The following is a 23,643-nucleotide window of genomic DNA, read 5'->3' as shown; positions in this document are numbered from 1 at the left end:
CCACCCGGCGTGTCGCCGACCGTCCGGACGGTCAGGTGGCGACCGCTCGCGAGGTCGACACCGGGGCACCCGCGAGCGGATCCTCGAGCTGCATCTGCAGTGCCTGCAGCACCGCCCGGAGATCGTCGCGAAGTCCGGCACACGCGGGGTCGGCGGCGAGATTCGTCATCTCCCACGGGTCCGCGTCGAGATCGAAGAGCTGCTCGCGTCCGTGCTGCGGGTAGTCGACGAACTTGTGGCGTTTCGTGCGCACCAGCCGCTGCACGTGCCGATACGCGCCGAAGACCACGGCGCGCTCTTCGTGCGGCCGCCCCGCGACGGCGTCGGCGAGGCTCGCCATCTCCACGCCGGGCGGGGCGGCAACCCCGACCAGCTCGGCGATCGTGGCGTAGATGCTGCTCTGGTACACCAGCTCGTCCAGTCGTCGACCGGAGCGGACCCCGGGTCCGGCGAACAGCAGCGGCACGCGGATCGAGTGGTCGTAGGGGTTCTGCTTGCCCATCAGACCGTGCTCACCGAGGGCGAGGCCGTGATCCCCGGAGAACACCACGAGGGTGTCCTCGGCGACGCCCATCTCCTCGAGACGGTCGAGGATCCGGCCGATCTGCTCGTCCACATGGGAGAGGATCGCCAGGTACTCGCGGCGGTGCACTCGGATCATCTCGGGCGTGCGCGGGCGCGGCGTGAGCGTCTCGTCACGCACCTCGAGTTCGCCGTTGTCGAAGGGATGCTCCGGCCAGGCATTGGGCGGCACGAAGACCTCGTCCTCGTCGTACATGTCCAGGAATCGACGATGGGTCTGCCGCGGGTCGTGCGGCGCGTGGTACGCGATGTGGAGGAAGAACGGGCTCTGCTCGTGGGCATCCGCGGCCGCGCGCTCATCGAGGAACCCCAGCGCCGCATCCGTCCAGCGTTCGCTCGAGTGCTGCACCCCGCCGTCGGCGGTCGGCATCCAGTGGCCTCCCCGCGTCGTGTCGGCCGGGTCCCACGTGTTGCCCGGAGCGGGACGCTCGTACGCCTCGCCTCCGATCTCGCCGGAGTGCAGCATCGCCCCCGCCCAGGGGCCGACCTGGTCGTAGTCGGCTGCGAGCGCCTCTTCCTCGTTGTGCCACTTGCCCGTGAAGAACGTGCGGTAGCCCGCGTCCCCGAGCGTGCGGCCGAGTCGCTGCGCCGCCAGGAAACTCTCGCTCGCCCGGAAGAGGCTCATTCCGGTCAAGAGCATCTGACGGGCCGGCAGGCACACCGGCTGCATCTGCGACCCCTGGTTGAACGCGTGGGTGAAGACCGTCCCGCGGGCGGCGAGCCGGTCCAGATTCGGCGTGCGGCACCGCTCGCTCGTGAGCGCCCAATGGGTCATGTCGTCCATGAAGATCAGCACCACATGGGGCTGCTTCGCCGCCTCGTCGCGACCACTCGTTATCGATACCATCCCGGCCAACATAAGCCCCCGGAACCGGCCGGTCAAGCCCGGGCGTCAGCGCGCGAGCACCTCGCCGGACCCACGGGCGACGAGCGTCATCGGATTCACGACCCGCCGCGGCGCAGCCGAGAGGCCGTCCAGCCGCTCGAACAGCATCTCCGCCGCGCGGCGCCCCATCTCCGCCGGATCCTGCGTCACAACGGTGATCGCGGGGTCGAACACCTCGGCCAGCTCGAAATCGTCGATCCCCACCAGAGCCAGTCCGCGCAGCCGCGAGCCGAGCGCGCGAATCGCCCCGACCGTCATCCGGTTGTTCGTCGCGAACACCGCCGTCGGAGGGTCGGGGAGCGTGAGCAATCGCGCCATGGCCTCGGCCGCACTCGTCGCCGACGAGCCTCCGGCGACGATGAGGGTCGGATCGAGTTCCACCCCGGCCGCGGCGAGCGCGGAGCGGTGCCCGGCCAGGCGTCCGGACAGGGTGTCCGACGTGGCACGGGCGTCATCGACGGTCGCCGAACCGCCGTAGGCGATCACGCCGATGCGGCGGTGGCCGTGCGCGAGGAGATGCTCGGTGGCCATCTTCCCGCCCGCGACATTGTCCGCCAGCACGACGTCGACGTCGTCCCGGCCGGATGATCGACCGAGGAGCACCATCGGCCGATCCACGGCGGGCCCCCTCGGATCCGGCCCACTGCCCTCGGCGCTCGGATACAGCAGCAGCCCGTCGACGTTCCGGGCCAGCAGCGCTTCGACGAGGTCGCTTTCGCTCCCCGGCCCCGAGTCCCCGCTCGTGATCACCAGCACGGCGCCGCGCTCGGTCGCCACCCCCTGCGCCGCTTCGGCCACCGTGGCGAACAGCGGGTCTGCGAGATGGTCGACGACCATCCCGATGGTCGGCAGAACGGTTCCCTGACGCAGCGCGCTCGCGGCGCGGTTCATCCGGTAGCCGGTCTCGACCACCGCCGCCTGGATGCGCTCCGCCACATCGGCCGGGGGCTTCTGCTTTCCGTTGAGGATGCGCGAGACCGACATGCGGCTCATGCCGACGATATCGGCGATGTCCTGGAGCGTCGCCTGACGCCGTTGTTCAGCCCCCATGACCCTCGATGGTAGACCCAGGCCGACCGATCGAGTGGGAGCGTTCCCGTCAGGCGACGCGCGCCGGCACGATGCTCACACCTCGCCCACCCGCACGAGCATCTTGCCCGTGTTGGCGCCGCGCATCATGTCGAGGAAGGCGTCGACGGTACGGTCGATGCCGTCGTAGACGGTCTCGTCGTAGGCGATTCGGCCGTCGGCGAACCAGCCGCTCATCTTCTCCTGGAACTCCGGAGCCAGGTGCAGCCACGACCCCAGGGTGAACCCCTGGAGCGTCAGAGACCGCGTGATGATGTTCGACATGTTGTCGGGCCCCGGCGTGCGCTCGGTGGAGTTGTACACCGAAATGGCACCGCACAGCGCCGCGCGGCCGCCGTCGTTGAACGCGGCGAGGGCGGCTTCGAGGTGGTCGCCGCCGACGTTGTCGAAGAACACGTCGATGCCCGCGGGAGCCGCGTCGGCGAGCTGGGCGCGCACATCTCCCTGCTTGTAGTCGAACGCGGCGTCATAGCCGTACTTCTCCGTCAGCAGCGCGACCTTCTCGGCAGATCCGGCCGACCCGATCACCCGGCCGGCACCGAGCAGCTTCGCGACCTGTCCGACGGCGGTGCCGACCGCGCCGGCCGCCCCCGAGACGAAGACGGTGTCGCCCTCCTTCACACCCGCGATGGCGGTGAGGCCGACATAGGCGGTGAGACCCGTCATCCCGAGGATGTGCAGACGCAGCGACAGCGGCAGCCCCGGGGTCTCCGGAACGACGCGGAAGGTCGACGCGTCGGCCTGCACGGCGTCGCTCCACCCGTGCTGATGCAGCACGGTCGCCCCGACCGGAACCTCGGACACGGTCGACTCGACGACGCGACCGACGGCCCCGCCCGCGATCGTCTGGCCGATCTCGTAGGGCGCGACGTAGCTGCGCGCGTCGCTCATGCGCCCTCGCATGTACGGATCGACCGACACGAAGGCGTTCCGGACTCGCACCTGCCCCGGCTCCAGGTCCGGGTGGACCACCTCGACGGTCTCGAAGTCGTCGTGGGTCGGCCAGCCGGTCGGGCGGGCGGCGAGACGGATCTGCGTGCTGCGGAAGTCGGCCATGCGGGTGTCCTCCTCGGGATGCGCGGATCGCGCGCATCGGTTTTTCTGGGATGAGCGTTCCACAATATAGTGGAACGGACAGTTCAGAAAATCCTGCGGAGGGAGCGCGGACTCATGGGCAGAACGGCGTCCTTCGAGCGCGAGGCGGTCGTGCGCGCCGCGCGCGGGGTGTTCTGGCGCGAAGGCTTCGAGTCGGCCGCGGTCCCCGACCTCGAGCGCGCGACCGGACTCGGCCGCTCGAGCCTGTACCACGCGTTCGGATCGAAGCGCGGCCTGTTCGACGCCGCCGTGCAGAGCTACCTCGACGAGATCGTCCGCCCCCGCCTGCGCCCGCTGCAGCACGAGCCGGTGCCGGCGGCCGCGCTCGCCGACTATCTCGCGGGACTCGCACAGGCCATCACACGGGCCGACACGCGCGACACGGCGCACGGCTGCCTGCTCATCAACGCCGCCGGCTCGCCGCTGGCCCACGATCCCGAGCTCGCGAAGGTCATCACCGCGTACCGCGCCGAACTGCGGGACGCCGTCGATCGCGGCATCCGCGCGCGCCGCCCCCACGACGCCCCCGCCGAACGCGAACGCACCGCCTCCACGGTGACGGGTCTGGTCGTCGGTTCCTACGCCCTCGCACGCATCGCCCCGGACGAGGCGGTCCGCCTCCTCCACACGGCCCGCAGCCTGGTGGTCTGAACGGTCGTCGGAGGTTCCCGCAGGATCCACCGAGCGGATACGCGATCGTTCCGCGCGGAAGCACCCGGTCGCTAGCATCGGACCCGAGCGGATGCAGGGGTGCGGGGACCGCTCGAGCCGTCACTCGATCTTGGGGGGTCACACGGATGCATGCACGCCGGTCACGTCACCGCACACGAGTCCTCACGCCCTGGTACCGGCAAGAGGTGGGTGGCCTCCCCGTCTGGGCGATGCTGGTCATCGCCGCGGGCGCCGCGGGCCTCATCGCGTTCACCGTGATGAACATGCCCGCGTAGCCGACCGCGGCGTTTGCCGCGCGTTCACCTCCGACGCGCACTGTGGCGGGGTCGAAGGGACCCCCATGACGCACATCGTCGCCGTCGGCGGAAGCGACGCCGGCATCTCCGCCGCGTTGCGCGCCCGCGAGCTCGATCCCGACGTCGACGTGACCGTCGTCGTCGCGGACGCCTACCCGAACTACTCCATCTGCGGCATCCCCTACTACTTCTCCGGCGACGTCCGCCGCTGGCAGGCGCTCGCCCACCGCTCCCACGCCGAGCTCGAAGCCACCGGCATGCGACTGCGCCTGGACACCCGCGCCACGGCCATCGACGTCGCGGAACGGCGGCTGACGGTCACCGACCGCGCGGGCGAATCGACCATCGCCTACGACGAACTCGTCGTCGGCACCGGCGCTCTCCCCTCCTTCGCCGGGATCGCCGGGCTCGATGCGCTCGGTCCGGGCGACGGCGTCCACGTCATCCACTCCATGGGCGACACCTTCGCCCTCGACGCCGACTTGGAACGCCGCTCGCCGGGCTCCGCGATCATCATCGGCGCCGGCTACGTCGGTCTCGAGATGGCCGAGGGATTCCGCGGACGCGGCATGCGCGTCACGCAGCTGCAGCGCGGACCCGAAGTGCTCTCGACGCTCGACCCCGAGCTGGCGGTCACGGTCCGTGAGGAGCTCGAGACCCACGGCGTCGAGGTCCACACCGGCACGTCGGTGCGAAGCGTCGAGAAGACCGACTCGGGCCTGGTCGTCCACGCCGAGCGAGGCTGCCGGGCCGTCACCCACGCCGCCGACCTCGTCCTCGCCGTGGTCGGCGTCCGCCCCAACACGTTCTTGCTCGAAGCCGCCGGCGCCCGCCTCGGGCACGGTCGCGCAGTCATCGTGGACGAGCACATGCGCACCGGGCTGCCCCACGTGTTCGCCGCGGGGGACGGGGTCATCACCCACCACCGACTGCTCGGCACCACCTACCTCCCGCTCGGCACGACCGCCCACAAGCAGGGCCGGATCGCGGGGGAGAACGCCCTCGGCGGCACCGCCCGGTTCGCCGGCTCCGTGGGCACCCAGGTCGTCAAGGTCTTCGACGTCGTGGCTGCGCGCACGGGCCTCCGGCACCACGAGGCGGCGGGAGCGGGGTTCCGCCCCGCGACCACCGCCGCGTCCGCCGACGACCACAAGCGGTATTACCCGGGCGCACAGCCGATCGACATCCGGGTCACCGGCGACCGCGACACCGGCCGCCTCCTCGGCGCCCAGCTGGCCGGACGCTTGGGCACCGAGACCGCCAAGCGGGTCGACACCTTCGCCACGGCGCTGTACGCCGGCCTCACCGTCGATCAGGTCGCTGAACTCGACCTGTCCTACACCCCACCGCTCGGCTCCCCGTGGGATGCCGTGCAGATCGCCACCCAGGCGTGGTCGCGAGAGCACGCCGCACATCCCTTGGAGGTCGCGCCGTGAGCCACGAGCGCCCCGTCGTCCTGTTCATCTGCACGCACAATGCGGGCCGTTCGCAGCTCGGCGCCCACCTGTTGGATCACCTGGCCGGCGGCCGGTACGACGCGACCTCGGCGGGTGTCGCCCCGGGTGAGGCCATCAACCCGGAGGTCGCCGAGGCCCTGGGAGAACTCGGGATCGACACCTCGGCGGCCGCGCCGCGGCCGGTGACCCCCGAGCTGCTCACGAACGCCGACGCGGTCGTGACGATGAAGCCCGGACTCGCCCTCCCCGGCGACGTCCCCGGCGAGCTGATCGAGTGGGAGTTCCCCAACCCGGAGTCGTGGGGCATCGAAGGGGTGCGTGACCTGCGCGACCGCATCCGCGCCGCCATCGAGGACCGCTTCGTCTGACCCGGCGCCGGACGGGCTCCTCGTCAGTCCGACAGCGGACCGCGGGTGTGTTCGAAGATCAGGCTGGTGCTCGTGGCGGCCACGATCGGCTGCGTCGACAGGTGGTCGGTGACGAAGTCGCGCAGGTCGTGGCGGGTGCGGCCACGGTAGTGGATGACGAAATCCTCGGCGCCGGCGAGATAGAAGAACTGCGCGACGTCGGGGTGGTCGGCCACCTGCTCCGCGAAGGCGGTCAACTGTGCGCGCGCACCGGGACGGATCCGCACCGAGACCAGCGCCTCGGTGTCGTAGCCGAGCGCCGCAGGGTTCACATCGATCGTGAAGCGTCGGATCACACCCGACGCGACCAGCCGCGTCACGCGCGCATGGACGGTCGAGGCGGCGAGCCCCACGGCACCGGCGAGTCGACTGAGCGGCATGCGGGCATCCCGACGCAGCTCATCGAGCAGCCGGCCGTCGACGTCGTCGATCGAAGCCTGAGCCGGTGAATCCCGCATACGCCGATGATACGTCGATGCCAACGCCTCGTGAGCAATGATTCTTCGAGAGATCTTGCCAGCTCGCCGCAGAATCTGTGACCGTGACGGCACGCGGCGTGCGTCGCACGCGGCGGCGGAGAGGAGACGCAGATGATCGTCGGAGTGCCCACCGAGGTCAAGGACAGCGAGCTGCGGGTCGGGATGACCCCGGTCGGCGTGCGCGAGCTGCGTGACCGCGGTCACACCGTGCTCGTTCAAGCCGGCGCCGGCGTCGGGTCCGGCTTCCAGGACGACGACTACCGCGCGGCCGGGGCGCGCATCGCCCCCTCCGCGGAGACCACGTGGGGCGAGGCGGACCTCATCGTGAAGGTCAAGGAGCCGGTCGCGTCGGAGTTCCCGCACCTTCGCGGGGACCTCACACTCTTCGCCTACCTCCACCTCGCCGCCGTTCCCCGCCTCACACGCGCGCTCCTGGATGCGGGAACGACCGCGATCGCCTACGAGACCGTCCAGCTGCCGGACCGATCACTGCCCCTCCTGGCACCCATGAGCGAGATCGCCGGACGCCTGTCGGTGCAGGCCGGTGCCCACCACCTGATGGCCCCGGGCGGCGGCCGCGGGATCCTCCCCGGCGGGGTGCCGGGCACCCCGCGTGCGAGCGTCGTGGTGATCGGCGGCGGTGTCGCCGGCACGAACGCCGCCGAGATGGCCGTCGGTCTGGGAGCCCACGTCACCGTGATCGACACGTCGCTTCCCCGCCTGCGCCAGCTCGACGAGCGCTTCGCCGGCCGGGTGGACACCCGGGTCTCGACCCGCACCGCGATCGCCGAGGCGGTCGCCGGCGCCGATCTCGTCATCGGATCGGTCCTGATCCCCGGAGCCGCCGCCCCCAAGCTCGTCACCCTCGACATGGTCGAGGGGATGCGTCCGGGGTCGGTCCTCGTCGACATCGCCGTCGACCAGGGCGGGTGCTTCGAGGGGACCCGGCCGACCACCTACAGCGACCCCACCTACCGGGTCCACGGATCGGTGTATTACGCGGTGGCCAATATGCCCGGCGCCGTGCCGCTCACCTCGACCCTCGCCCTCACCAACGCCACCCTCCCGTTCACGCTGGCGCTGGCCGAGGGGGCCGATGCCGCGCTCGACCGGGATGCCGCACTGCGCGCGGGCCTCTCGACCGCGAACGGCGAGGTCGTCGACCCCCGCATCACGCCCTGACCCCACCGAGTCCGCCCCCTCCACACACCGTGTCCCCATCTCTGCGGTCATCGCACCGCAGACCGACAGAAAGTGGGACATGCGACGGGTCTCTCCCCACACCGTGTCCCCATTTCTGCGGTCATCGCACCGCAGACCGACAGAAAGTGGGACATGCGCGCGGCGGAAAGCTGAACGACCGGTCATCTTTACGTGACGGTGACCTTGCGTCACACGAGGGAAACACGGTGCTGGAAAAGTCGCGAACACCCCCGATCTGGACGCGCCGACGCGAGACGGCGCATCCCCGTGCGCCGGCGAGTCCGAACTTTCCCCCGAAAGGACTTGCACGCGCATGCATGCAACCCCCATCCGTCCGCGAATGCGCACCCGCGCCCTCGCCGCGGCGGCCACCGCCCTTGCCCTGTTCGGCGGGTCGATCGCGCTCGCACCCGCTGCCAACGCCGCTCCCCCCGAGACCGGGGCGATCACCCTGGACGCCCCGGCCACCGTCGACGCCGGCGACACCGTCGAGGTCGTCGCCGAAGCCCCCGCCGCGACCGACCTCTACGCCTACACCCTCACCGTCGACTTCGACCCCGCCGTCGTCGAGTTCGACTCCGCCGCGACGTCGCACACCACCGACGGGTACGACGCGGTCAGCGAAGACACCGGCTCGGTGGAGTTCACCCACACGCGCCTGGGCACCTCGCCGGGACTCACCGGCGAGACCACCCTCGTCACCTTCACCTTCACGGCGCAGGGCGCCGGCACGGTGGAGTTCGCCCTCAGCGAGGCCACCTTCGTCAGCTCCACCGACGAGACCCTCGACCTCGCCGCGGCCGTGACGGCCAGCACCGAGGTGACCGCCGCGGTCGACCCGACCCCGACACCGACCTCCACAGCCACGACCGAGCCCACGCCGGACCCGACCGAGACCGGCACCCCCGCCGACGAGGAGACCGACTCCGCCACCGGCGACCTCGCGAACACCGGCTCCGACGCGTCCGTGTGGACCATCGTCGCCGCTTTCGCCGCCGCCCTGGCCGCGTTCGGTGTCGTGCTCGTCCTGCGTCGTCGGGCGGTGAACCGATGACCGCCCGCATCCGCCTCGACGGCGCCCCCTCGGCATCCCACTCCTGGAGGAAGACCCCGGTGAAGACCACCACCCGCACCATCGCCGTCGCGGCGATCGTCGGCACCGCCGCGGCGACGGCCATCTCCGTCCCCGCCACGGCGGCGACCGAGGTCGACGCGCCGCTGCTCATGCCGTATTACACCGACCTCGACCTCACCGGTGACGCGCAGGTGACCACGGCCGACCTCGACGTCGCCGCCGCCGCGATCGGCACGGCCTCGACCGACGCCGGCTGGGCCGATGTGAGCGTCATCGACGTCGACGAGGACGGCGAGATCACCGTCGTCGACATCGCCGGGCTCTCCCAGCGCATGGTCTACGACGACGGCCCGTTCGACCTGATCGAGGCCGACGTCATCGAGATGCAGGCGGCCATGAACGCCGGCGTCACGACCTCTGTCGAGATCACCCAGGCCTACCTCGACCGCATCGCCGCGTACGACACCGTCGCTCAGGGCGAGGGCGAGCGCGCGCTGAACTCGATCATCAACACCAGTGACGTCGCCCTCGACGCGGCTGCCGCCGCGGACGCGGAACGTGCGGCCGAAGGCATGACCTCCATGCTCCTGGGCGTGCCGATCGCGCTGAAGGACAACTACAACACGTACGACATGCCCACCACCGCCGGTTGCGGCTGCTGGGACGACAACCAGACCGACAGCGACGCGACCATGGTCGAAGGCCTGCGCGACGCGGGCGCGATCATTCTCGCCAAGGCGAGCCTGGACGAGTTCGCCTACGGATTCCGGTCGGAGTTCTCCGCCTATCAGGACGCCGGCGAGTCGACCTACATCGCCTCGCCGTACTTCACGAACGAGACCGCGGGCGGTTCCTCCGGCGGTACGGGTGCGGCGATCGCGGCCAACCTCGCGGGCATCGGGTTCGGCACCGACACCGGCGGCTCGATCCGTGTGCCCTCGTCGTACAACGCCCTCGTCGGCATCCGTCCGACCGTGGGACTGTCCAGCCGTGACGGCATCGTGCCGCTCGCGCTGAGCCAGGACACCGGTGGACCCATGGCCCGCTCGGTGCTCGATGCGGCCGTGGCCCTCGACGCCACGATCGGCGTCGACGACGGTGACCCGATCACCGCGAACCAGGCCGGCCTCACGCCCGAGTCGTACACCGCGTCCCTCGACCCGGAGGCGCTGGACGGCGCCCGCATCGGGTACATCCCGGTGATGGTCGATCCGACCCCGGCCGACCCGGAGCGATACTCGGCCGACCCGACGACCGTGCGCCTGTTCGACCAGACGGTCGCGACGATGGAGGCGGAAGGCGCCACGGTTGTCGAGCTCGAGCAGCCGGAGTGGTTCCTCGACCTCGTCAATGAACAGAGCGGCTCCACGGATGAGTTCCGTCACGACCTCGAGGAGTACGTCGACGCGTACCTCGCCCCCGAGGTCACCGCCCGCACGATCCCCGAGATCGTCGAGAGCGGACGGTTCGTGACCTCTCGCGAGCGCACCTACAACACCCGCGCGGCGATCACCGAGGAGCAGTACGAGGCATGGGCGGGCCCCGAGGGATCGCACACCACGATCCTCGCGCAGGGCAAGATCGACATGCACGCCCTGCTCGACGAGTACGACCTCGACGCGATCATGTACCCGTCGGGCACGCCGTACGGCACCCAGTGGCGGAACCTCCGCCTGAGCCCCAACACGGGCATGCCGACGGTCACGCTCCCGATGGGCCAGTCCATCGAGGGCGAAGATCTCCCCGGCGCCAACGTCAACATCGAGATCCTCGGTCGCGACTACGACGAGGAGACGATCCTCGGCCTGGCCTACTCGTTCGAGCAGGCCACCGAGTACCGCACCACCCCGGCGCTCTACCCCGCACTGGACTGAGCCGCCCCTTCCACGAGGCCCTCGACCCACCGGTCGGGGGCCTCGTGCCGTGCCAGGTCGCGCCCTCGCCGTTCGCTAGCCTGGCGTGCGTGGACCCGACCGAGCGACCCGGACGCGAGGGCGACCCGGCGCGCGCCGGACTGATGGTCCTCCTCGCGGCCGTCGCCGCGGCGGGGCTGGCGACGGGCTTCGTCGGCGGCGCGTTCCGCTGGGTCCTCGATCGGGCCACGGAGCTGCGCGGGCACATCGTCACGTGGGCGCTGGAGACCCCGGCCGGGTGGATCGCCGCGGTGCTGTTGACCGCGCTCGCGGCGGCCACCGCCGCGGCGATCGTGCGCATGTCGCCGCGGTCGGCCGGCAGCGGCATCCAGGATGTCGAGGCCGTCGTCCGCGGGGAGGTCGCCCCGCCCCGGCTCGACGTCATCCCCGCCCGCTTCGTCGGCGGCGCCCTGGCCATCGGGAGTGGTCTCGTCCTCGGTCGGGAAGGCCCGACGGTGCACATGGGGGCGGCGCTCGGCGCCGCCGCCGCCGAGGCTGCGCGGCGGGACGACGCCGACGTGCGCATCGCGCAGACGGCGTTGTCGGGGGCAGGGCTCGCCGTGGCGTTCAACGCCCCGATCGGCGGCGCGCTGTTCGTGTTCGAAGAGGTGACCCACCGGCTGAGCACGCGCCTCATGCTCGCAACGCTCGTGGCCGTCGGTGTCGCGGTGGCATGCGCCCGGATCATCATCGGCAACTCCCCCGACTTCGCCGTCGTCGACCTCGCGGAAGCCCCCCTCCACACCCTGCCGCTGTTCGTCGCGTTCGGCGTCACCCTCGGACTGCTCGGCGCCGCGTATTCCTCGGTCGTGGTCGGGTGCCTCACGCTCGCTCATCGCCTGCGGCGCATCCCGCCGACGGTGCGCGCGGCCGTCGTCGGTGCGGTGGTCGGGGCAGCTCTGCTCTACGATCCGCTCACGGTCTCGGGCGGGGACGCCCTCACCCAGCTCCTGCTCCACGGACAGAGCGTGGCCCTCCCCGTCGTCCTCACCTATCTCGTCATCCGCTTCTTCGCCGGGCCACTCTCGTACGCGGCGGGCACCCCGGGCGGCCTGTTCGCACCCCTGCTGGCTCTCGGTGCCCTCGCGGGCCTGGCCTTCGTCCAGACGGTGGAGGGCTTCTGGCCAGGCTGGGGAGCGGACCTCGCGCTGATGTTCGTGCTGGTCGGCATGTCGACCCTGTTCGCCGCCGTCGTCCGCGCTCCGCTGACGGGCATCGTCTTGGTCGTCGAGATGACGGCCGTTACCTCTGCCGTCATTCCCATGATCGCCGCCGGAGCCGCTGCGGTCCTGACCGCGACGGCGCTGCGCAGTCGCCCGGTCTACGACCGGCTGCGCGAGATCATGCTCACCGGCAAGCCCTGACGACGCCGCAGCCGTGCTCGATCAGCCGGCCAGCAGCTCCGCGACCCGTGTGCGCAACGCGCGCGGCAGAAACGGCTTGACGAGGTAGTCGTCGGCGCCCGCGGCCATCGCCCGCTCGCGATCCTCGTCGGCGCGACGCGCCGTGAGCATGACGATGCGCGTCGACGCGAAATCCTCGTCCGAGCGCAACTCTTCGCAGACTTCGATACCGGTCTTCACCGGCATCATCCAGTCCAGCAGCACCAGGTCCGGGTGCTCGGCGCGGGCGAGCTGCAGACCCTCTCCCCCGTCGCGGCCGACCCGGATGTCGTAACCGTCGCGGGCGAGCACATCGCGGACGAGCGACGCGACATCCTCATCGTCCTCGACGATCAGCACCTGGGCCACGTGGCACCTCCAGCTCCCAGATCGGTGTCATCCCAATGTAGTCAGCCCTCCGCGATTCGCGCAGTACCCGATGCGCCCTTGCATCAATACCACGCGTGCCCCATACTCGCCGCTAGTCTCGGACGCGTGACCCCCGACGAGCGCCCCCCGCGCTCGCGACCGGATCGCACGCCCATCTGGCTGTGGATCCTGGGGCCGGTCGGCATCCTTGCGCTGGCGCTGATCGGTGTGTCGTTCTCGGTCCCCGGGATCGAATTGGCGGTCTGGTGGCCCGCGGCCGGGTTCGCGGCATGGTTCGCGTTGCGGGCGGCACCCCGCCACCGGTGGATCGCCGTGCTCGCGATCTTCATCGTCACCACGACGGCCAACGCCCTGCCGGGGCGCGACCTCCTGCTGTGTGCGGCGTATGGGCTGGCCAACGCACTCGAAGCGGCGGTCATCGTCACACTGTTGGCGCGCCGCACCCGCCTGTTCGCCCGCCGCGCGCACCTCATCACGCGGGCCGGACGCGGTTTCGTGCTCGACACCGCCAACAACGCCCTCTACTTCGTGCTCGCCGCCGCCCTCGGGTGCGTCGCCAGCGCCGTCGTGATCGGTGCTGCCGGTGCGGTCTTCTCCACGGGTTTCACACCGCTCACGGGGCTCTTCGTCGCCGCATCACACTGCGCCGCGGTCCTCCTCATCGCCCCGTTCGCGCTGCTCCCCCCGCCGCTGGCGACCCGGATCCACGCCATCGAGGTGACCGCGCAGACGCTCCTCCTGGTCGGGATGATCGTCATCACCTTCTCGCCGTTGACGAACCTGCCCGGCGCCTTCCTGATCTTCGGCCTGTTCACCTGGGCGGTGCTGCGGTTCCCGATCCGCATCGTCTACCCCCAGGCGCTCGCCACCGCCGTCGCGGTACTCGTCCTCACCGTCCTCGGCCAGGGTGCCTTCGCCGACCGGAGCTCCACCCCCCTGGAGACCGCCGCGGTGACGGTGATCTTCATGACCTCCCTCGCCGTCTTCAGCGTGCTGCTCACCTCCGCGCGCTACGAGACATTGGCGAACGCGACGGCGGCCCTCGAGCTGACACGCGTGCAGGCCGCCGCCGAACGCGAGCGGGCCGCTGCCCTGAGCGAGCGACTCGAACTCGAACGGCAGCGGCAGGACTTCGTGGCCACGACCAGTCACGAACTGCGCACACCGATCACGAGCATCCTCGGGTACAGCGAGCTTCTGCAGGAGTCGGAGTTTCCCCCTCCCGAACGCGACTGGGTCGAGGTGATCCACCGCAATGCCGCGCGCCTCGGCGACCTGGTCGAAGACCTCCTCTCCCTCGGTCACGGCGACGCCGAACCGGCGGCACTGACCCCCGTCGAGCTGGCCGCCGCGGACCTGGCCTCCGACGTCGTGAGCACCCACGACCCCCTGGCGATGACCCGGCAGGTCGACCTCGGCCACCGCATCGCTTCCGATGCGGTGTTCGTGGCCGACCGCAGCGATGCCGTGCGGGCGCTCGGGAATCTGGTGTCGAACGCCGTCAAGTTCACCCCGCAGGGCGGAACCGTGCTGGTCGAAGCGGAACGCGACGGCGGGTTCGTGGTGTTCACCGTCACCGACACCGGCCCGGGGATGTCACCGGCGACCCTGGCGCGCGCATTCGACCGGTTCTACCGCGCACCGGACGCCGAGACGCAGAACACCCCCGGCACCGGCCTCGGGCTGGCGATCGTCCGAGAACTGGCCGAGCGCAACGGCGGCAGTGTGACCATCGACTCGCCGCGTCACGGCGGGCTGCGCTCGAGGCTGGTCTTCCGCGCGGCGCCGCCACCGGTCGTCCCGTAGGTCACGTGCGCCGGGCGACCGAGGCACGCCGCGACCCGGACGGCTCAGCGCACCGCGATCGTCGGCGAGGTCGGGTCCGCGAGCACCGCCGTCGAGACCGACCCGAGGAAGAACCGTGCGAGCGCACCCCGGCCGTGCGTTCCGACGACGAGCAGGGTCGCCTCACGGGCGAGGTCGGTCAACAGCTGCGCGGCGTCGGCCTCCTCGACCCGCACGTGCACGTCCAAGGTCGGATGGGCTGCGCGCACCGGTTCGAGAGCGCGCTCGATACGCTCGGTCGCGACCGGCGCGAGGTCGACGGGGTACAGGCCCGCCGGATCGACTGACCCGATCAGATAGTCCCCGCTCCCGGTGAGGTCGCCCGGCATCGGTGCCGGCAGCCACGCGCTCGCGGCGATCAACGGCTGCCCCTGCCGCGCCGCTTCGTCAGCGGCGAAGGCGACGGCCGCGGGCGTCACATCGGAATCGTCGATTCCCACGACCACCCCCTGACGACCGACCGACCCGGCAGCGGGGATGACCGCGACGGCGGCATGCGCCCCGGAGACGATGTGGCGCACCAGAGCACCATGATGGTCTGCGTGATCGTGCCCGATGACGATGAGTTCGACCGTGTCGGAGGCCTCGACGAGCCGGTGCGCGAGGTCGCCGCGCACGATTCGCGTCTCGACCGCGATGTCGACCCCCGTTCGCGCGACGATCTCCGCCACCCGGGCGCCCTCCGCGTCGAGCAGGATCCGCGCGGTGGGCACCGCCTCATCGTCGCGGTCCTCCGGCGACGCAGCCACCAACGTCACGTGCGCGTCTCGGTCCACCGCGCGCGCCGCCGCCCACGCAACCGCGTACTCGGTCGACGCCGACTCGGTCACGGCCACGACGATGCGTTCGGGCATGAGTCCCCCTCCGCGCCGCGCCGACGCGCAGCATCACGCCGATGCTACCGAGGGCCTCCCATCCCGCACACCCGGTGCGTGGGAGACTTGTCGACATGGATGGGCTGGAGAACGCCGCCGAGCAGCTCGAACGACTGATCGGCGATCCCCTGGCGGGCGCCGCGCGCGGGACGGCGACGGTGCTCACGGCGTCTGCGCCCGAGGGGCGGAGCCGCTATCAGGAGTGCCGCATCACGCTGCGCGCCGAAGCCGAGGGCCTGGAGCCGGCGGTGGTGGAGACGGCCGTGGTGGTCGACCGGAGGCACTGGCCGCGCGCGGGCATCGTGCTCCCCGCACGCATCTCCCGCACGCATCCCGGCACCGTGGACGTCACGTGGGACGCCCTGGCGCGTTAGGCGATCACCGCCGGCGGTGACGCGGTCGCCGTGTCGACGTCGAAGGGGATCACCGCGTCGAGGTCGACCGTGAGGCCCGCCGTCGAGCTGGCGCGATTGGCCAACTCACTCAGCGTGGGCGCGTGCAGCGGTTCGGGTTCTTTCGAGCCGAAGACGAAACGCAACGGAATCGACGGCTCGATCCACAGCGTCGAACGCCCGCCCTCGTCACCGGCGGCGTTGCGCCACGAGAGGGTGAAGCTCTCGTGGCGACGGAGCTTGGTGGCGATGACGACTTTGAGGTGCGCGAGCAGACGATCGGGGAATTCGATCGGATCCGGCAGATTGCCGTAGTACAGGTGGCCCATGGGATGACATCCCTTCGCCCCGCGGAGGTTGCAGAGACCGGCAACGCGAGGACTGACGCCGATAACTGCACATTACCCCGCACCGCCGACACTTCAAGGCGGGGCACCCCTTCCGTCGATGAGAAGGGTCTCACGCACGGAGACAGCGTGGCGTGTGCCGATCCGGACACCGCGCAGGACGGAGTCCGGCAGGCCGAGTCCGGGCAGGACAGTGGCCCCGGCACTGGGGTCGCCGGGGCCACTCTTCCGCTTTCGAATGGAGCGGTCGGATACCCGAAATCCGCCGGTCCGCATCAGCGGGGAGATGCGTGTCTGCGACGATACGCGTGCAGATCCGAAACCGTCTGTCCGCCGTTCGGGGGACACAGCCGCCCGATCCGCGGAATCGCGCGGTTCGCGTGCCTCATCATGAGAGAAGTCTCACCCCATGGCGGGGTCGCGGCGGGTCACCGCGCTGCGCCAGACCACGGTGTTGCGCTCGCCTCGATCGGTCTCCCATGCCACCGCGACGACCCGGTCGTTCCACCCCGTCGCCCACCCCGCCACGCGCTCGGCCGCACGATGCGGCCACGTCACCCACGCCCACACGGGCACGCGAGTCGCCGCCCATCGCATCGGGTCAGCACCGTAGGCATCGGCCGGCAGCGTGCACGGTGCGACATTCGCGAGGACGAGCTGCATCATCTCGTCGCTGACCTTCGTACTTCCCACCGGCCGACCCTCCTCCGGCCGTGCCACGACGCTAGCCGCGGCCCCCGACAGCGCCGGCTCGCGTGCTAGCGTGCGGGCCATGCACACGAGCGGCGCGGGTCTCGTCGCCCGGGTGCGATCCGCCGCCGTCGGTTCCACCCCCACCTCGTCCTCGTCGCAGCGCACGTACCGCTACCTTCGCATCGGCGCTGCCGCGACGGTGCTGGCGATCTTCACCGCGATCGGCGTCGCCTCCCTGTCCGTCGGCATCCTGCCGTCGGTGAGCGCGTACTACTTCTCCCCCGCCAGGGATGCGTTCGTCGGGTCGCTCATCGCCGCGTCGCTCGCACTGTTCGCCCTGTCCGGCCACGGCCTGTCCCGCGCCCTGCTCGACGCCGCCGCCCTCTTCGCCCCGCTCATCGCCCTCGTCCCGACCGCATCGGACGCGATCGAGGTCGACGGGTCCGGTGCGAGCGCCGTCGACCTCACGACGTCGGTCGCGACCTACCTCATCGTGGGGGCGGCGGTGCTCGCGGTCGCCGTCGCGTTGGCGGTGACCGATCAGACCGACGCGGTCGCCGCGGGCGCGAGTCTCGCGGTCGCCGCAGCGACGCTCCTTGCGGTCGCGGCCTCCTGGTGGCTCGCCCCCGCGTGGTTCACCCGCTGGGCGCACCCCGTCGCGACCGTGGTGTTCTTCTCCCTCATCGCCGGCGTCGCCGTTCTGGCCGCGCTCACCCCGGCCGACCCCGCCGCCCCCTGGCTGCGACGCGCCTACATCGCCATCGCCGCCCTGCTGCTCTCGGTCGGGATCGTCTATGCCGTGGTCGCGCTGACCGGCGTCGACATCGATGTGCCTCTGGTCCTCCTGTGCGAAGTCGCCGCGCTCGCTCTGTTCATGGCGTTCTGGATCCTGCAGACCGTGCAGCACTGGACGGATCACGACCCCGCTCTCAGAGCCTGATCGAACGATGCATCGATGTATCTCTGAGACACGTGCACAGCCCGACCAGGCAAGCGCAAGGCGAGCGCAAGGAATGTGAGACAATTCACCCACGCCGCAGATCGGGGACGCGGCGTGCTTACGATCGTGACATCCAGCGGGGGAGGCGAGACATGACGAAAGCCGACCGTCGCACAGCGGTGATCATCGAGGACGACCCGGATATGCGAGCCGTCATCGTCGAGGTGTTCGAGGGCGCCGGTTTCGACACCGTCGCGGTCGCCGACGGCGAACAGGGTGTGCACGAGGTCGTCGAGCGCGACCCGGATGCCATCACGATCGACATCTCCATCCCGGGCATCGACGGTTTCGAGGCGGCGCGGCGCATCCGTGCCGCCAGCGACGCGTACATGTTCATCATCTCCGGCCGATCCGACGAAGTCGACGCCGTGCTCGGGCTGAGCGCGGGGGCCGACGACTACATCACGAAACCCTTCCGCCCCCGCGAACTGCGCGCGCGGATCGACTCACTCGCCCGGCGCCTCGAGCGCCAGGAGAAGGCTGCGCCGGCAGGCTCCCGTGCGGACGCGGCCGACGTCCTCGCGCACCGTGACATCACCCTCGACGCCGACAGCCGCATGGTGACGCTCGCCGACGACGACCCCGGGCTCACCCGCAGCGAGTTCGACCTGTTGACGGCGCTGCTGCGGACCCGACGTCGCGTGCGCAGCAAGGCGGAGCTCGCCCGCATGCTGCGCGGCGACGCGTCGGACGACACCTACGTCAGCGACGCCGACGAGCGGGCGGTCGAAGCGCACATCACGAACCTGCGCCGCAAGCTCGGAGACAGCTCGGCGGCGCCGCGCTACATCGAGACCGTCCGAGGTGTCGGCTACCGCCTCACGGACGCCGACGGCGAGACCGCGGCGGCTGCCGGGTAGTCCTCATGCGGGGGCCCGCCGACACGAACGCTGCTCCGCGCACGGCCCCCACGGGGACCAAGCGCGCCGTGAGCACGCGTACGCGGTCGATCTGGCTCTGGCAGCTCGTCCTGGCCGCGGCGGTCGTCGTGATCATGCTCGTGATCACCGTCCTGGACACCGAAAACCTCTCGCACACGTCGCTGCTCGTCGGGTCGGCTCTGATCATCGTGATCAGCGCGGTGGTGTTGTTCGTGCCGTGGGACCAGATCCCCCGCGACACCGTGATCGTCGTTCCGCTGGTCGACACCTTCGCCGTGGGCGTCATGGCACAGGACAGCGGGCTGCGCCTGGAATTCCTGTGGTGCTTCCCCATCGCGTGGATCGCCACGCATTTCTCGGTCCGGTGGCTCGGCGCGGCCTTCGCACTGATCTCGACGGTCATCCTCCTCGACGCGGTCGAGGCGGGGATGTCCTCGACCATCACCCTTCGGTTCGCGATCGTCCTCCTGTGCCTGGCCTTCCTCGGCGTGCTCTTCCGCCAGATGGCCCGCCGCGCGACGGCGATGAAGGCCCTCCTGCGCAGCCAGGCCGGGCGCACGCAGCGGACCCTCGGACGGGTCTCGGCGCAGCAGGCCCGGGCCACGCAGATGTTTGACGGCGTCAACATCGCCATCGCCCGGGTCACTCCCTCCGGCGACCTCGTCTCGCCGAACGCCGCCTACCTCGAGCTCTACGGCATCGATCTCGACGACCCCACCCAACCGCCCCGCACGATCGACTACGAGAGTCAGCGCGGGCGGGCCCTCAGCACACACGAGCGCCCGGTCAGCCGCGCTGCCCGGGGCGAGCATCTCGACGGCGAGCGGGGGTGGGTCTTCGACGCGCACGGGCAGTGGCGGGCGGTGTCGGTCTCGACCAGACCCCTTCCCCCGGTCGGCGACGAGAGTCCCAGTACCCTGCTGATGGTGCAGGACGTCACCGAGCTCACCCAGGAGCGCCGAGGTCGCGAGAACCTCGCCGCGGTCGTCTCGCACGAGCTGCGCACGCCCATCACGGTCATGCTGGGCAATGTCGACCTCATGCGGGACGACAGCAACCTCACTGCGGAGCAGACCGACCGGCTCGACACCATCGATCGCGCCGCCGAACGCATGCTGGCACTCATCTCGAGCATCCTGAGCACCGACCGCGACACATCGGTGCCGCACGAGCCGGTCTCCCTGGTCACCCTCCTTCGCGAGTCCGTCACCTCGTTCTCGGCTGCGGCGCGCACGCGAGACCAATCACTGACGCTCGACATCGCCGGCACCTTCCGCCTCACCGGAGACGCGTTCCGGCTGCGGCAGCTGATCGACAACATCCTCAGCAACGCCGTGAAATACACCCCCAACGGGGGGTCGATCCGAGTGTCGGCACGAGCGCAGGACGGCAACATCGAGGTCGCGATCAGCGACAGCGGACTCGGGATCGCCGCGGAAGACATCCCGCACCTGTTCGACGACTATTTCCGCGCCGAGGAGGCCGTCGGCAGCGGTCTGCCCGGTTCGGGACTCGGAATGGGCATCGCCAAGGCCATCGCCGAATCCCATGGCGGTTCGATCCGCGTGGAGAGCACCGTCGGCCGAGGCACCACCGTCACGATCACGCTTCCGGAGGCCACCTCGTGAACACCACCGTCGTGCTGAACCTGGGCATCAGCCAGGCCGCGGTCGCCACCCTCGCGACCACGCTCATGATCGGACTCGGCTTCCTGCGCCGCCCCTCTGCGGCCACCGCGCTGTGGTCGATGGCGTTCGTGCTGGTGATGATCACCTCCTACGCCTCGATCAGCGCCGAAGCCGCCGACGAGGAGATCGCCCGTGTCGCGGCGATCGGATTCATGCTCGGCGCTCCCGCCTTCATCTGGAGCGGTCTGCGCGCCGCCCGCGGCGCGTCGACCTTTGCGTGGATCGCCCCGCTCCAGTCACTGGTATCCGCCGGACTGCTGGTCGTGTTGAGCGGCACCGCGCTGTACAGCACCGGATTCGCTCTCCTCTACCTCGGCGCCTCCCTGGTCGCGGGGCTGACCGCGTGGGAGCTCTTCCGCCGCGACGACCACGGCGGAGGCATGCTGCTGCCGCTCACGCTCGTCTCCGGCGTGTTCACCCTGCTCGGGATCCTCGTCGCCATCGTCACGATCGCGATGGACCCGGCCGGCGGCAACGATCTCCTGCTGGTCCGCACCGTCAATTCCGTCGCGATGGTCGTGTACATGGTCTGCGCCGTGGTCTCCCTCCTGTTCCTCTCGGAGATGCGCGACGACGGGATCGGACGCCGGGAAGGCGACCTCCGCCGTGTCATGCAGGACCGCCTGTCCCGCGCCGAGGATCGGGACGACTCCGCGTGGTCGCTGTTGACGGTGACCCTCGATGATGTGACGGAGATCCGGGCCGCCGCAGGAGATGGGGCGTTCACCTCGACGATGGAGCGGATGATCGCCGACGCGCGGGCGACCTTCCCCGCCGAGTCCGATATCGGCCCGGGCGGCACCCCGGGATCTCTGCTGGTGCTGGTGCCCCGGTCCGAGAACGAGGTGCGCGAACACATGCGTGCGTTCCTGCAGCGATTGAGCACCATGCGCCCCGGGCAGCCCCTCGCCGTCCAGCTGTCGGCGAGCATCGGCTGGGCCCCCGCCCGCGAGGTCGGCTTCGACCTCGCCGAGCTCATCACCGCCGCCCTCGCCGCCGAGGCCGACGCGCGCGAAGCCGGCGGTGACGGCTGGTACCGGGTCGGGAACACGCGACGCCCGTTCGGCACCGCCCCTCAGATCGAGCGCGGACCCGCATCCAGCGGCTCCACACCCTTCGCGCCGTAGAGTGACACCGTGACCCCCGCTCCCACGGCGCCCGTGCTGCCGCGCGCCGCTCGCGTCGCCGGCGTCGTGTTCGCCGCGGTCCTCGGTGCACTGCTGGTGTGCGTCGTCGCCGCCGCGGCATGGATCGGCATCCGGGGGATCCTCGCCTACGGCCACCTGGACGACGCGCAGACGGCGGCCGCGCTGACCCGCGATCAGCTCACCGACCCGGCCTCGGCCGCAGACGCCGTCGCCACGATCGCCGACGACACGGCCGCCGCACGGTCCCTCACCACCGATCCGATCTGGCGCGCCGCCGAGGTCCTTCCCTGGGTGGGCCCCCAGCTCGCCGCCGTGTCGACGATGACCGTCGCCGTCGACGATGTCGCCGGGTCTGCACTGACCCCCCTGGTGGAGGTCGCCGGCACCTTCGACGTCGACTCGCTGCGTCCGCAGGACGGCCGCCTCGACCTGTCACCGTTCACCGAGATCCAGGATGCCGCGGCGGCGAGCGCCGAAGAGCTCGTCGACGCGGCAGAGGCCGTTTCCGCGATCGACCGCAGCCCCCTGGTCACCCCCGTCCGCGAGGCCGTGCGGGACCTGTCCGCGCTGCTGGCCGACACCCGGGACGGCGCCGGCGCCGTGGCCCGCGCGACAGCGCTCCTGCCGGCCATGCTGGGCGCCGACGAACCGCGCACGTACCTGCTGCTGTTCCAGAACAACGCCGAGTGGCGCTCCCTCGGCGGGATCACCGGCGCCGTCGCCGCCATCCGCACCGACGACGGCTCCCTCTCGCTGGCCGCGCAGGGTTCGTCGAGCGACTTCCCGCGGTACGACGACGCCGTCCTCCCGCTCGATGAGGAGATCCTCGGCATCTACGGGACCCGCCCGGGGCGCTACATCCAGAACGTCACCCAGGTTCCCGACTTCGCCGTCTCCGGCGCCTTGGCCCAGGAGATGTGGCAGCGCGAGACCGGGGAGACCGTCGACGGGGTGATCGCGGTCGACCCGGTCGCCCTGTCCTACCTGCTGGAGGCGACGGGCCCGGTGATCCTCCCCACCGGCGACGAACTGACCGCCGGGAACGCGGTCGACCTGCTCTTGAACGATGTGTACTTCCGCTACGACGTCCCCGCCGAGCAGGACGCGTTCTTCGCCGCTGCCGCGGCCGCCGTCTTCGACGCCGTCGCGGACGGGCGGGGCGACCCCGCCGCGCTGCTGTCGGCTCTCACGCGCGCCGGAGACGAGCACCGCCTCCTGTTGTGGAGTGCGCACGAGCACGATCAGGAGTTGCTGGCCGACACCACCCTGGCGGGCGGCCTTCCCCGCACCGACGACGAGGCCGCGCGCTTCGGGGTCTTCCTCAACGACGGCACCGGGTCGAAGATGGACTACTACGTCACCGCCGACACCGTCGTCGGGTGGGACGCCTGCATGGTCGACGACACCGGCGCCGCGCAGGGCGAGGCCACTCTCAGTGTCACCCTCGCCAACACCGCACCCGACGCATCCGACCTCCCCGACTACATCACCGGCGGCGGCGGGTTCGGAGTGCCTGCTGGAACCGCCCGCACCGTGGGGTACATCTATCTGCCGGAGGGGTGGGAGCTGACGGACGCGGAGATCGACGGAGACCTCGGATTCGGCGGCGGAACCCATGACGGCCGCCGGGTCCTCACCTTCGAGCTGGACCTCGAGTCGGGTGAGCAAGCCAGCGTCTTCGTCACCGCACGCTCTGTCCACGCCGGCGCGCGAACCGTCGAGGCGGTCTCGACACCGAGGATCGGCCAGGCCACCGAAGTTGTCGCGACGTGCCCGCGCGCCTAGACTTCCCGCCAAGGGGAGGACACGCCCCCACCACGATGCGAATCGCCCGCCTCCACGAGGGAC

Annotated in this window: 22 protein-coding genes; 14 read left to right on the top strand and 8 right to left on the bottom strand. The window is 70.9% G+C overall.

Annotation, left to right across the window (positions count from 1 at the left end; translation table 11 throughout):
* Positions 1–31: 31 nt before the first annotated feature.
* The 3 genes from RZO50_RS06635 to RZO50_RS06625 all read right to left on the bottom strand — a co-directional run bounded on the left by RZO50_RS06635 (position 32) and on the right by RZO50_RS06625 (position 3,613).
* Positions 32–1,429 carry a sulfatase-like hydrolase/transferase gene (locus tag RZO50_RS06635; RefSeq protein ID WP_322598926.1) on the bottom strand — a complete coding sequence of 466 codons (1,398 nt, stop codon included), beginning with the start codon at positions 1,427–1,429 and terminating at the stop codon, positions 32–34.
* 45 nt (positions 1,430–1,474) lie between these two features.
* A complete protein-coding gene (locus tag RZO50_RS06630) occupies positions 1,475–2,518 on the bottom strand; it encodes a LacI family DNA-binding transcriptional regulator (protein ID WP_322598925.1) in 1,044 nt (347 codons plus the stop codon).
* A 75-nt stretch (positions 2,519–2,593) separates the two neighbouring features.
* A complete protein-coding gene (locus RZO50_RS06625; protein WP_322598924.1) occupies positions 2,594–3,613 on the bottom strand; it encodes an NADP-dependent oxidoreductase in 1,020 nt (339 codons plus the stop codon).
* Positions 3,614–3,727: 114 nt separating this feature from the next.
* Between RZO50_RS06625 and RZO50_RS06620 the strand changes: the two genes are divergently transcribed.
* The 3 genes from RZO50_RS06620 (at position 3,728) to RZO50_RS06610 (ending at position 6,445) form a co-directional block, all read left to right on the top strand.
* Positions 3,728–4,303 carry a TetR/AcrR family transcriptional regulator gene (locus tag RZO50_RS06620; protein WP_322598923.1) on the top strand — a complete coding sequence of 192 codons (576 nt, stop codon included), beginning with the start codon at positions 3,728–3,730 and terminating at the stop codon, positions 4,301–4,303.
* Positions 4,304–4,664: 361 nt separating this feature from the next.
* Positions 4,665–6,056, top strand: a complete 1,392-nt coding sequence (locus tag RZO50_RS06615; RefSeq protein ID WP_322598922.1) for an FAD-dependent oxidoreductase — start codon at positions 4,665–4,667, stop codon at positions 6,054–6,056.
* Complete coding sequence (locus RZO50_RS06610) at positions 6,053–6,445, top strand: arsenate-mycothiol transferase ArsC (protein ID WP_322598921.1); 393 nt, start codon at positions 6,053–6,055, stop codon at positions 6,443–6,445. Before RZO50_RS06615 ends, RZO50_RS06610 begins: the two co-directional genes overlap by 4 nt.
* Positions 6,446–6,468: 23 nt before the next feature.
* Here RZO50_RS06610 and RZO50_RS06605 read toward each other — a convergent pair whose 3' ends face one another.
* Entirely contained in the window at positions 6,469–6,942 is a 474-nt protein-coding gene (locus RZO50_RS06605; RefSeq protein WP_322598920.1) for an Lrp/AsnC family transcriptional regulator, read from the bottom strand.
* Positions 6,943–7,074: 132 nt separating this feature from the next.
* On the opposite strand from RZO50_RS06605, the gene ald reads away from it, so the two are divergent.
* From ald to RZO50_RS06585, 4 genes are all read left to right on the top strand, one after another.
* Complete coding sequence (gene ald / locus RZO50_RS06600; protein ID WP_322598919.1) at positions 7,075–8,145, top strand: alanine dehydrogenase; 1,071 nt, start codon at positions 7,075–7,077, stop codon at positions 8,143–8,145.
* Positions 8,146–8,506: 361 nt separating this feature from the next.
* Positions 8,507–9,220 carry a cohesin domain-containing protein gene (locus RZO50_RS06595; RefSeq protein ID WP_322598918.1) on the top strand — a complete coding sequence of 238 codons (714 nt, stop codon included), beginning with the start codon at positions 8,507–8,509 and terminating at the stop codon, positions 9,218–9,220.
* Positions 9,221–9,279: 59 nt separating this feature from the next.
* Positions 9,280–11,115 (top strand): amidase family protein, encoded by a 1,836-nt coding sequence (locus RZO50_RS06590; RefSeq protein ID WP_322598917.1) that lies wholly within the window; start codon positions 9,280–9,282, stop codon positions 11,113–11,115.
* An 89-nt stretch (positions 11,116–11,204) separates the two neighbouring features.
* Entirely contained in the window at positions 11,205–12,518 is a 1,314-nt protein-coding gene (locus RZO50_RS06585; protein ID WP_322598916.1) for a chloride channel protein, read from the top strand.
* A gap of 21 nt (positions 12,519–12,539) precedes the next feature.
* On the opposite strand, the gene RZO50_RS06580 is transcribed toward RZO50_RS06585, so the two are convergent.
* Complete coding sequence (locus RZO50_RS06580) at positions 12,540–12,905, bottom strand: response regulator transcription factor (RefSeq protein WP_322598915.1); 366 nt, start codon at positions 12,903–12,905, stop codon at positions 12,540–12,542.
* Positions 12,906–13,031: 126 nt separating this feature from the next.
* On the opposite strand from RZO50_RS06580, the gene RZO50_RS06575 reads away from it, so the two are divergent.
* Positions 13,032–14,732, top strand: coding sequence for an ATP-binding protein (locus tag RZO50_RS06575; RefSeq protein WP_322598914.1), 1,701 nt, complete (start codon positions 13,032–13,034; stop codon positions 14,730–14,732).
* Positions 14,733–14,776: 44 nt separating this feature from the next.
* Here the strand turns inward: RZO50_RS06575 and RZO50_RS06570 are convergent, their stop codons facing one another.
* The gene (locus RZO50_RS06570; protein ID WP_322598913.1) at positions 14,777–15,625 is read right to left on the bottom strand and encodes a universal stress protein; all 849 of its coding nucleotides are present in this window, start codon (positions 15,623–15,625) and stop codon (positions 14,777–14,779) included.
* Positions 15,626–15,720: 95 nt separating this feature from the next.
* Here RZO50_RS06570 and RZO50_RS06565 point away from each other — a divergent pair, with 95 nt between their 5' ends.
* Entirely contained in the window at positions 15,721–16,020 is a 300-nt protein-coding gene (locus RZO50_RS06565) for a hypothetical protein (RefSeq protein WP_322598912.1), read from the top strand.
* Here the strand turns inward: RZO50_RS06565 and RZO50_RS06560 are convergent.
* Both RZO50_RS06560 and RZO50_RS06555 read right to left on the bottom strand, forming a co-directional pair.
* Positions 16,017–16,367 carry a DUF7882 family protein gene (locus RZO50_RS06560; protein ID WP_322598911.1) on the bottom strand — a complete coding sequence of 117 codons (351 nt, stop codon included), beginning with the start codon at positions 16,365–16,367 and terminating at the stop codon, positions 16,017–16,019. The two genes, RZO50_RS06565 and RZO50_RS06560, sit on opposite strands and share 4 nt — an antisense overlap.
* A 420-nt stretch (positions 16,368–16,787) precedes the next feature.
* Positions 16,788–17,078: a hypothetical protein gene (locus RZO50_RS06555; RefSeq protein WP_322598910.1), complete on the bottom strand. Its 291-nt coding sequence runs from the start codon at positions 17,076–17,078 to the stop codon at positions 16,788–16,790.
* Positions 17,079–17,157: 79 nt separating this feature from the next.
* On the opposite strand from RZO50_RS06555, the gene RZO50_RS06550 reads away from it, so the two are divergent.
* From RZO50_RS06550 to RZO50_RS06530, 5 genes are all read left to right on the top strand, one after another.
* On the top strand, positions 17,158–18,018 hold the full coding sequence (locus tag RZO50_RS06550; protein WP_322598909.1) for a hypothetical protein: 861 nt from the start codon (positions 17,158–17,160) through the stop codon (positions 18,016–18,018).
* 152 nt (positions 18,019–18,170) lie between these two features.
* A complete protein-coding gene (locus RZO50_RS06545) occupies positions 18,171–18,938 on the top strand; it encodes a response regulator transcription factor (protein ID WP_322598908.1) in 768 nt (255 codons plus the stop codon).
* 68 nt (positions 18,939–19,006) lie between these two features.
* Entirely contained in the window at positions 19,007–20,587 is a 1,581-nt protein-coding gene (locus RZO50_RS06540) for a sensor histidine kinase (protein ID WP_322598907.1), read from the top strand.
* A complete protein-coding gene (locus RZO50_RS06535) occupies positions 20,584–21,774 on the top strand; it encodes a hypothetical protein (protein WP_322598906.1) in 1,191 nt (396 codons plus the stop codon). Before RZO50_RS06540 ends, RZO50_RS06535 begins: the two co-directional genes overlap by 4 nt.
* A 9-nt stretch (positions 21,775–21,783) precedes the next feature.
* Positions 21,784–23,580: a DUF4012 domain-containing protein gene (locus RZO50_RS06530; RefSeq protein ID WP_322598905.1), complete on the top strand. Its 1,797-nt coding sequence runs from the start codon at positions 21,784–21,786 to the stop codon at positions 23,578–23,580.
* Positions 23,581–23,643: the final 63 nt, after the last annotated feature.

Source organism: Microbacterium xanthum, from assembly GCF_034531355.1.
In the GTDB taxonomy this organism is placed as follows: Bacteria; Actinomycetota; Actinomycetes; order Actinomycetales; family Microbacteriaceae; genus Microbacterium; species Microbacterium xanthum.
Note: the sequence above shows the minus strand (reverse complement) of the source record. Positions and strands in the feature narration are given on the sequence as shown.

What these genes read in the sequence shown, in the direction of transcription:
- RZO50_RS06635 (WP_322598926.1), bottom strand. Translation starts at nt 1,429, where the DNA reads ATGGTATCGATAACGAGTGGTCGCGACGAGGCGGCGAAGCAGCCCCAT.
- RZO50_RS06630 (WP_322598925.1), bottom strand. Translation starts at nt 2,518, where the DNA reads ATGGGGGCTGAACAACGGCGTCAGGCGACGCTCCAGGACATCGCCGAT.
- RZO50_RS06625 (WP_322598924.1), bottom strand. Translation starts at nt 3,613, where the DNA reads ATGGCCGACTTCCGCAGCACGCAGATCCGTCTCGCCGCCCGCCCGACC.
- RZO50_RS06620 (WP_322598923.1), top strand. Translation starts at nt 3,728, where the DNA reads ATGGGCAGAACGGCGTCCTTCGAGCGCGAGGCGGTCGTGCGCGCCGCG.
- RZO50_RS06615 (WP_322598922.1), top strand. Translation starts at nt 4,665, where the DNA reads ATGACGCACATCGTCGCCGTCGGCGGAAGCGACGCCGGCATCTCCGCC.
- RZO50_RS06605 (WP_322598920.1), bottom strand. Translation starts at nt 6,942, where the DNA reads ATGCGGGATTCACCGGCTCAGGCTTCGATCGACGACGTCGACGGCCGG.
- ald (WP_322598919.1), top strand. Translation starts at nt 7,075, where the DNA reads ATGATCGTCGGAGTGCCCACCGAGGTCAAGGACAGCGAGCTGCGGGTC.
- RZO50_RS06595 (WP_322598918.1), top strand. Translation starts at nt 8,507, where the DNA reads ATGCGCACCCGCGCCCTCGCCGCGGCGGCCACCGCCCTTGCCCTGTTC.
- RZO50_RS06570 (WP_322598913.1), bottom strand. Translation starts at nt 15,625, where the DNA reads ATGCCCGAACGCATCGTCGTGGCCGTGACCGAGTCGGCGTCGACCGAG.
- RZO50_RS06565 (WP_322598912.1), top strand. Translation starts at nt 15,721, where the DNA reads ATGGATGGGCTGGAGAACGCCGCCGAGCAGCTCGAACGACTGATCGGC.
- RZO50_RS06560 (WP_322598911.1), bottom strand. Translation starts at nt 16,367, where the DNA reads ATGGGCCACCTGTACTACGGCAATCTGCCGGATCCGATCGAATTCCCC.
- RZO50_RS06550 (WP_322598909.1), top strand. Translation starts at nt 17,158, where the DNA reads ATGCACACGAGCGGCGCGGGTCTCGTCGCCCGGGTGCGATCCGCCGCC.
- RZO50_RS06545 (WP_322598908.1), top strand. Translation starts at nt 18,171, where the DNA reads ATGACGAAAGCCGACCGTCGCACAGCGGTGATCATCGAGGACGACCCG.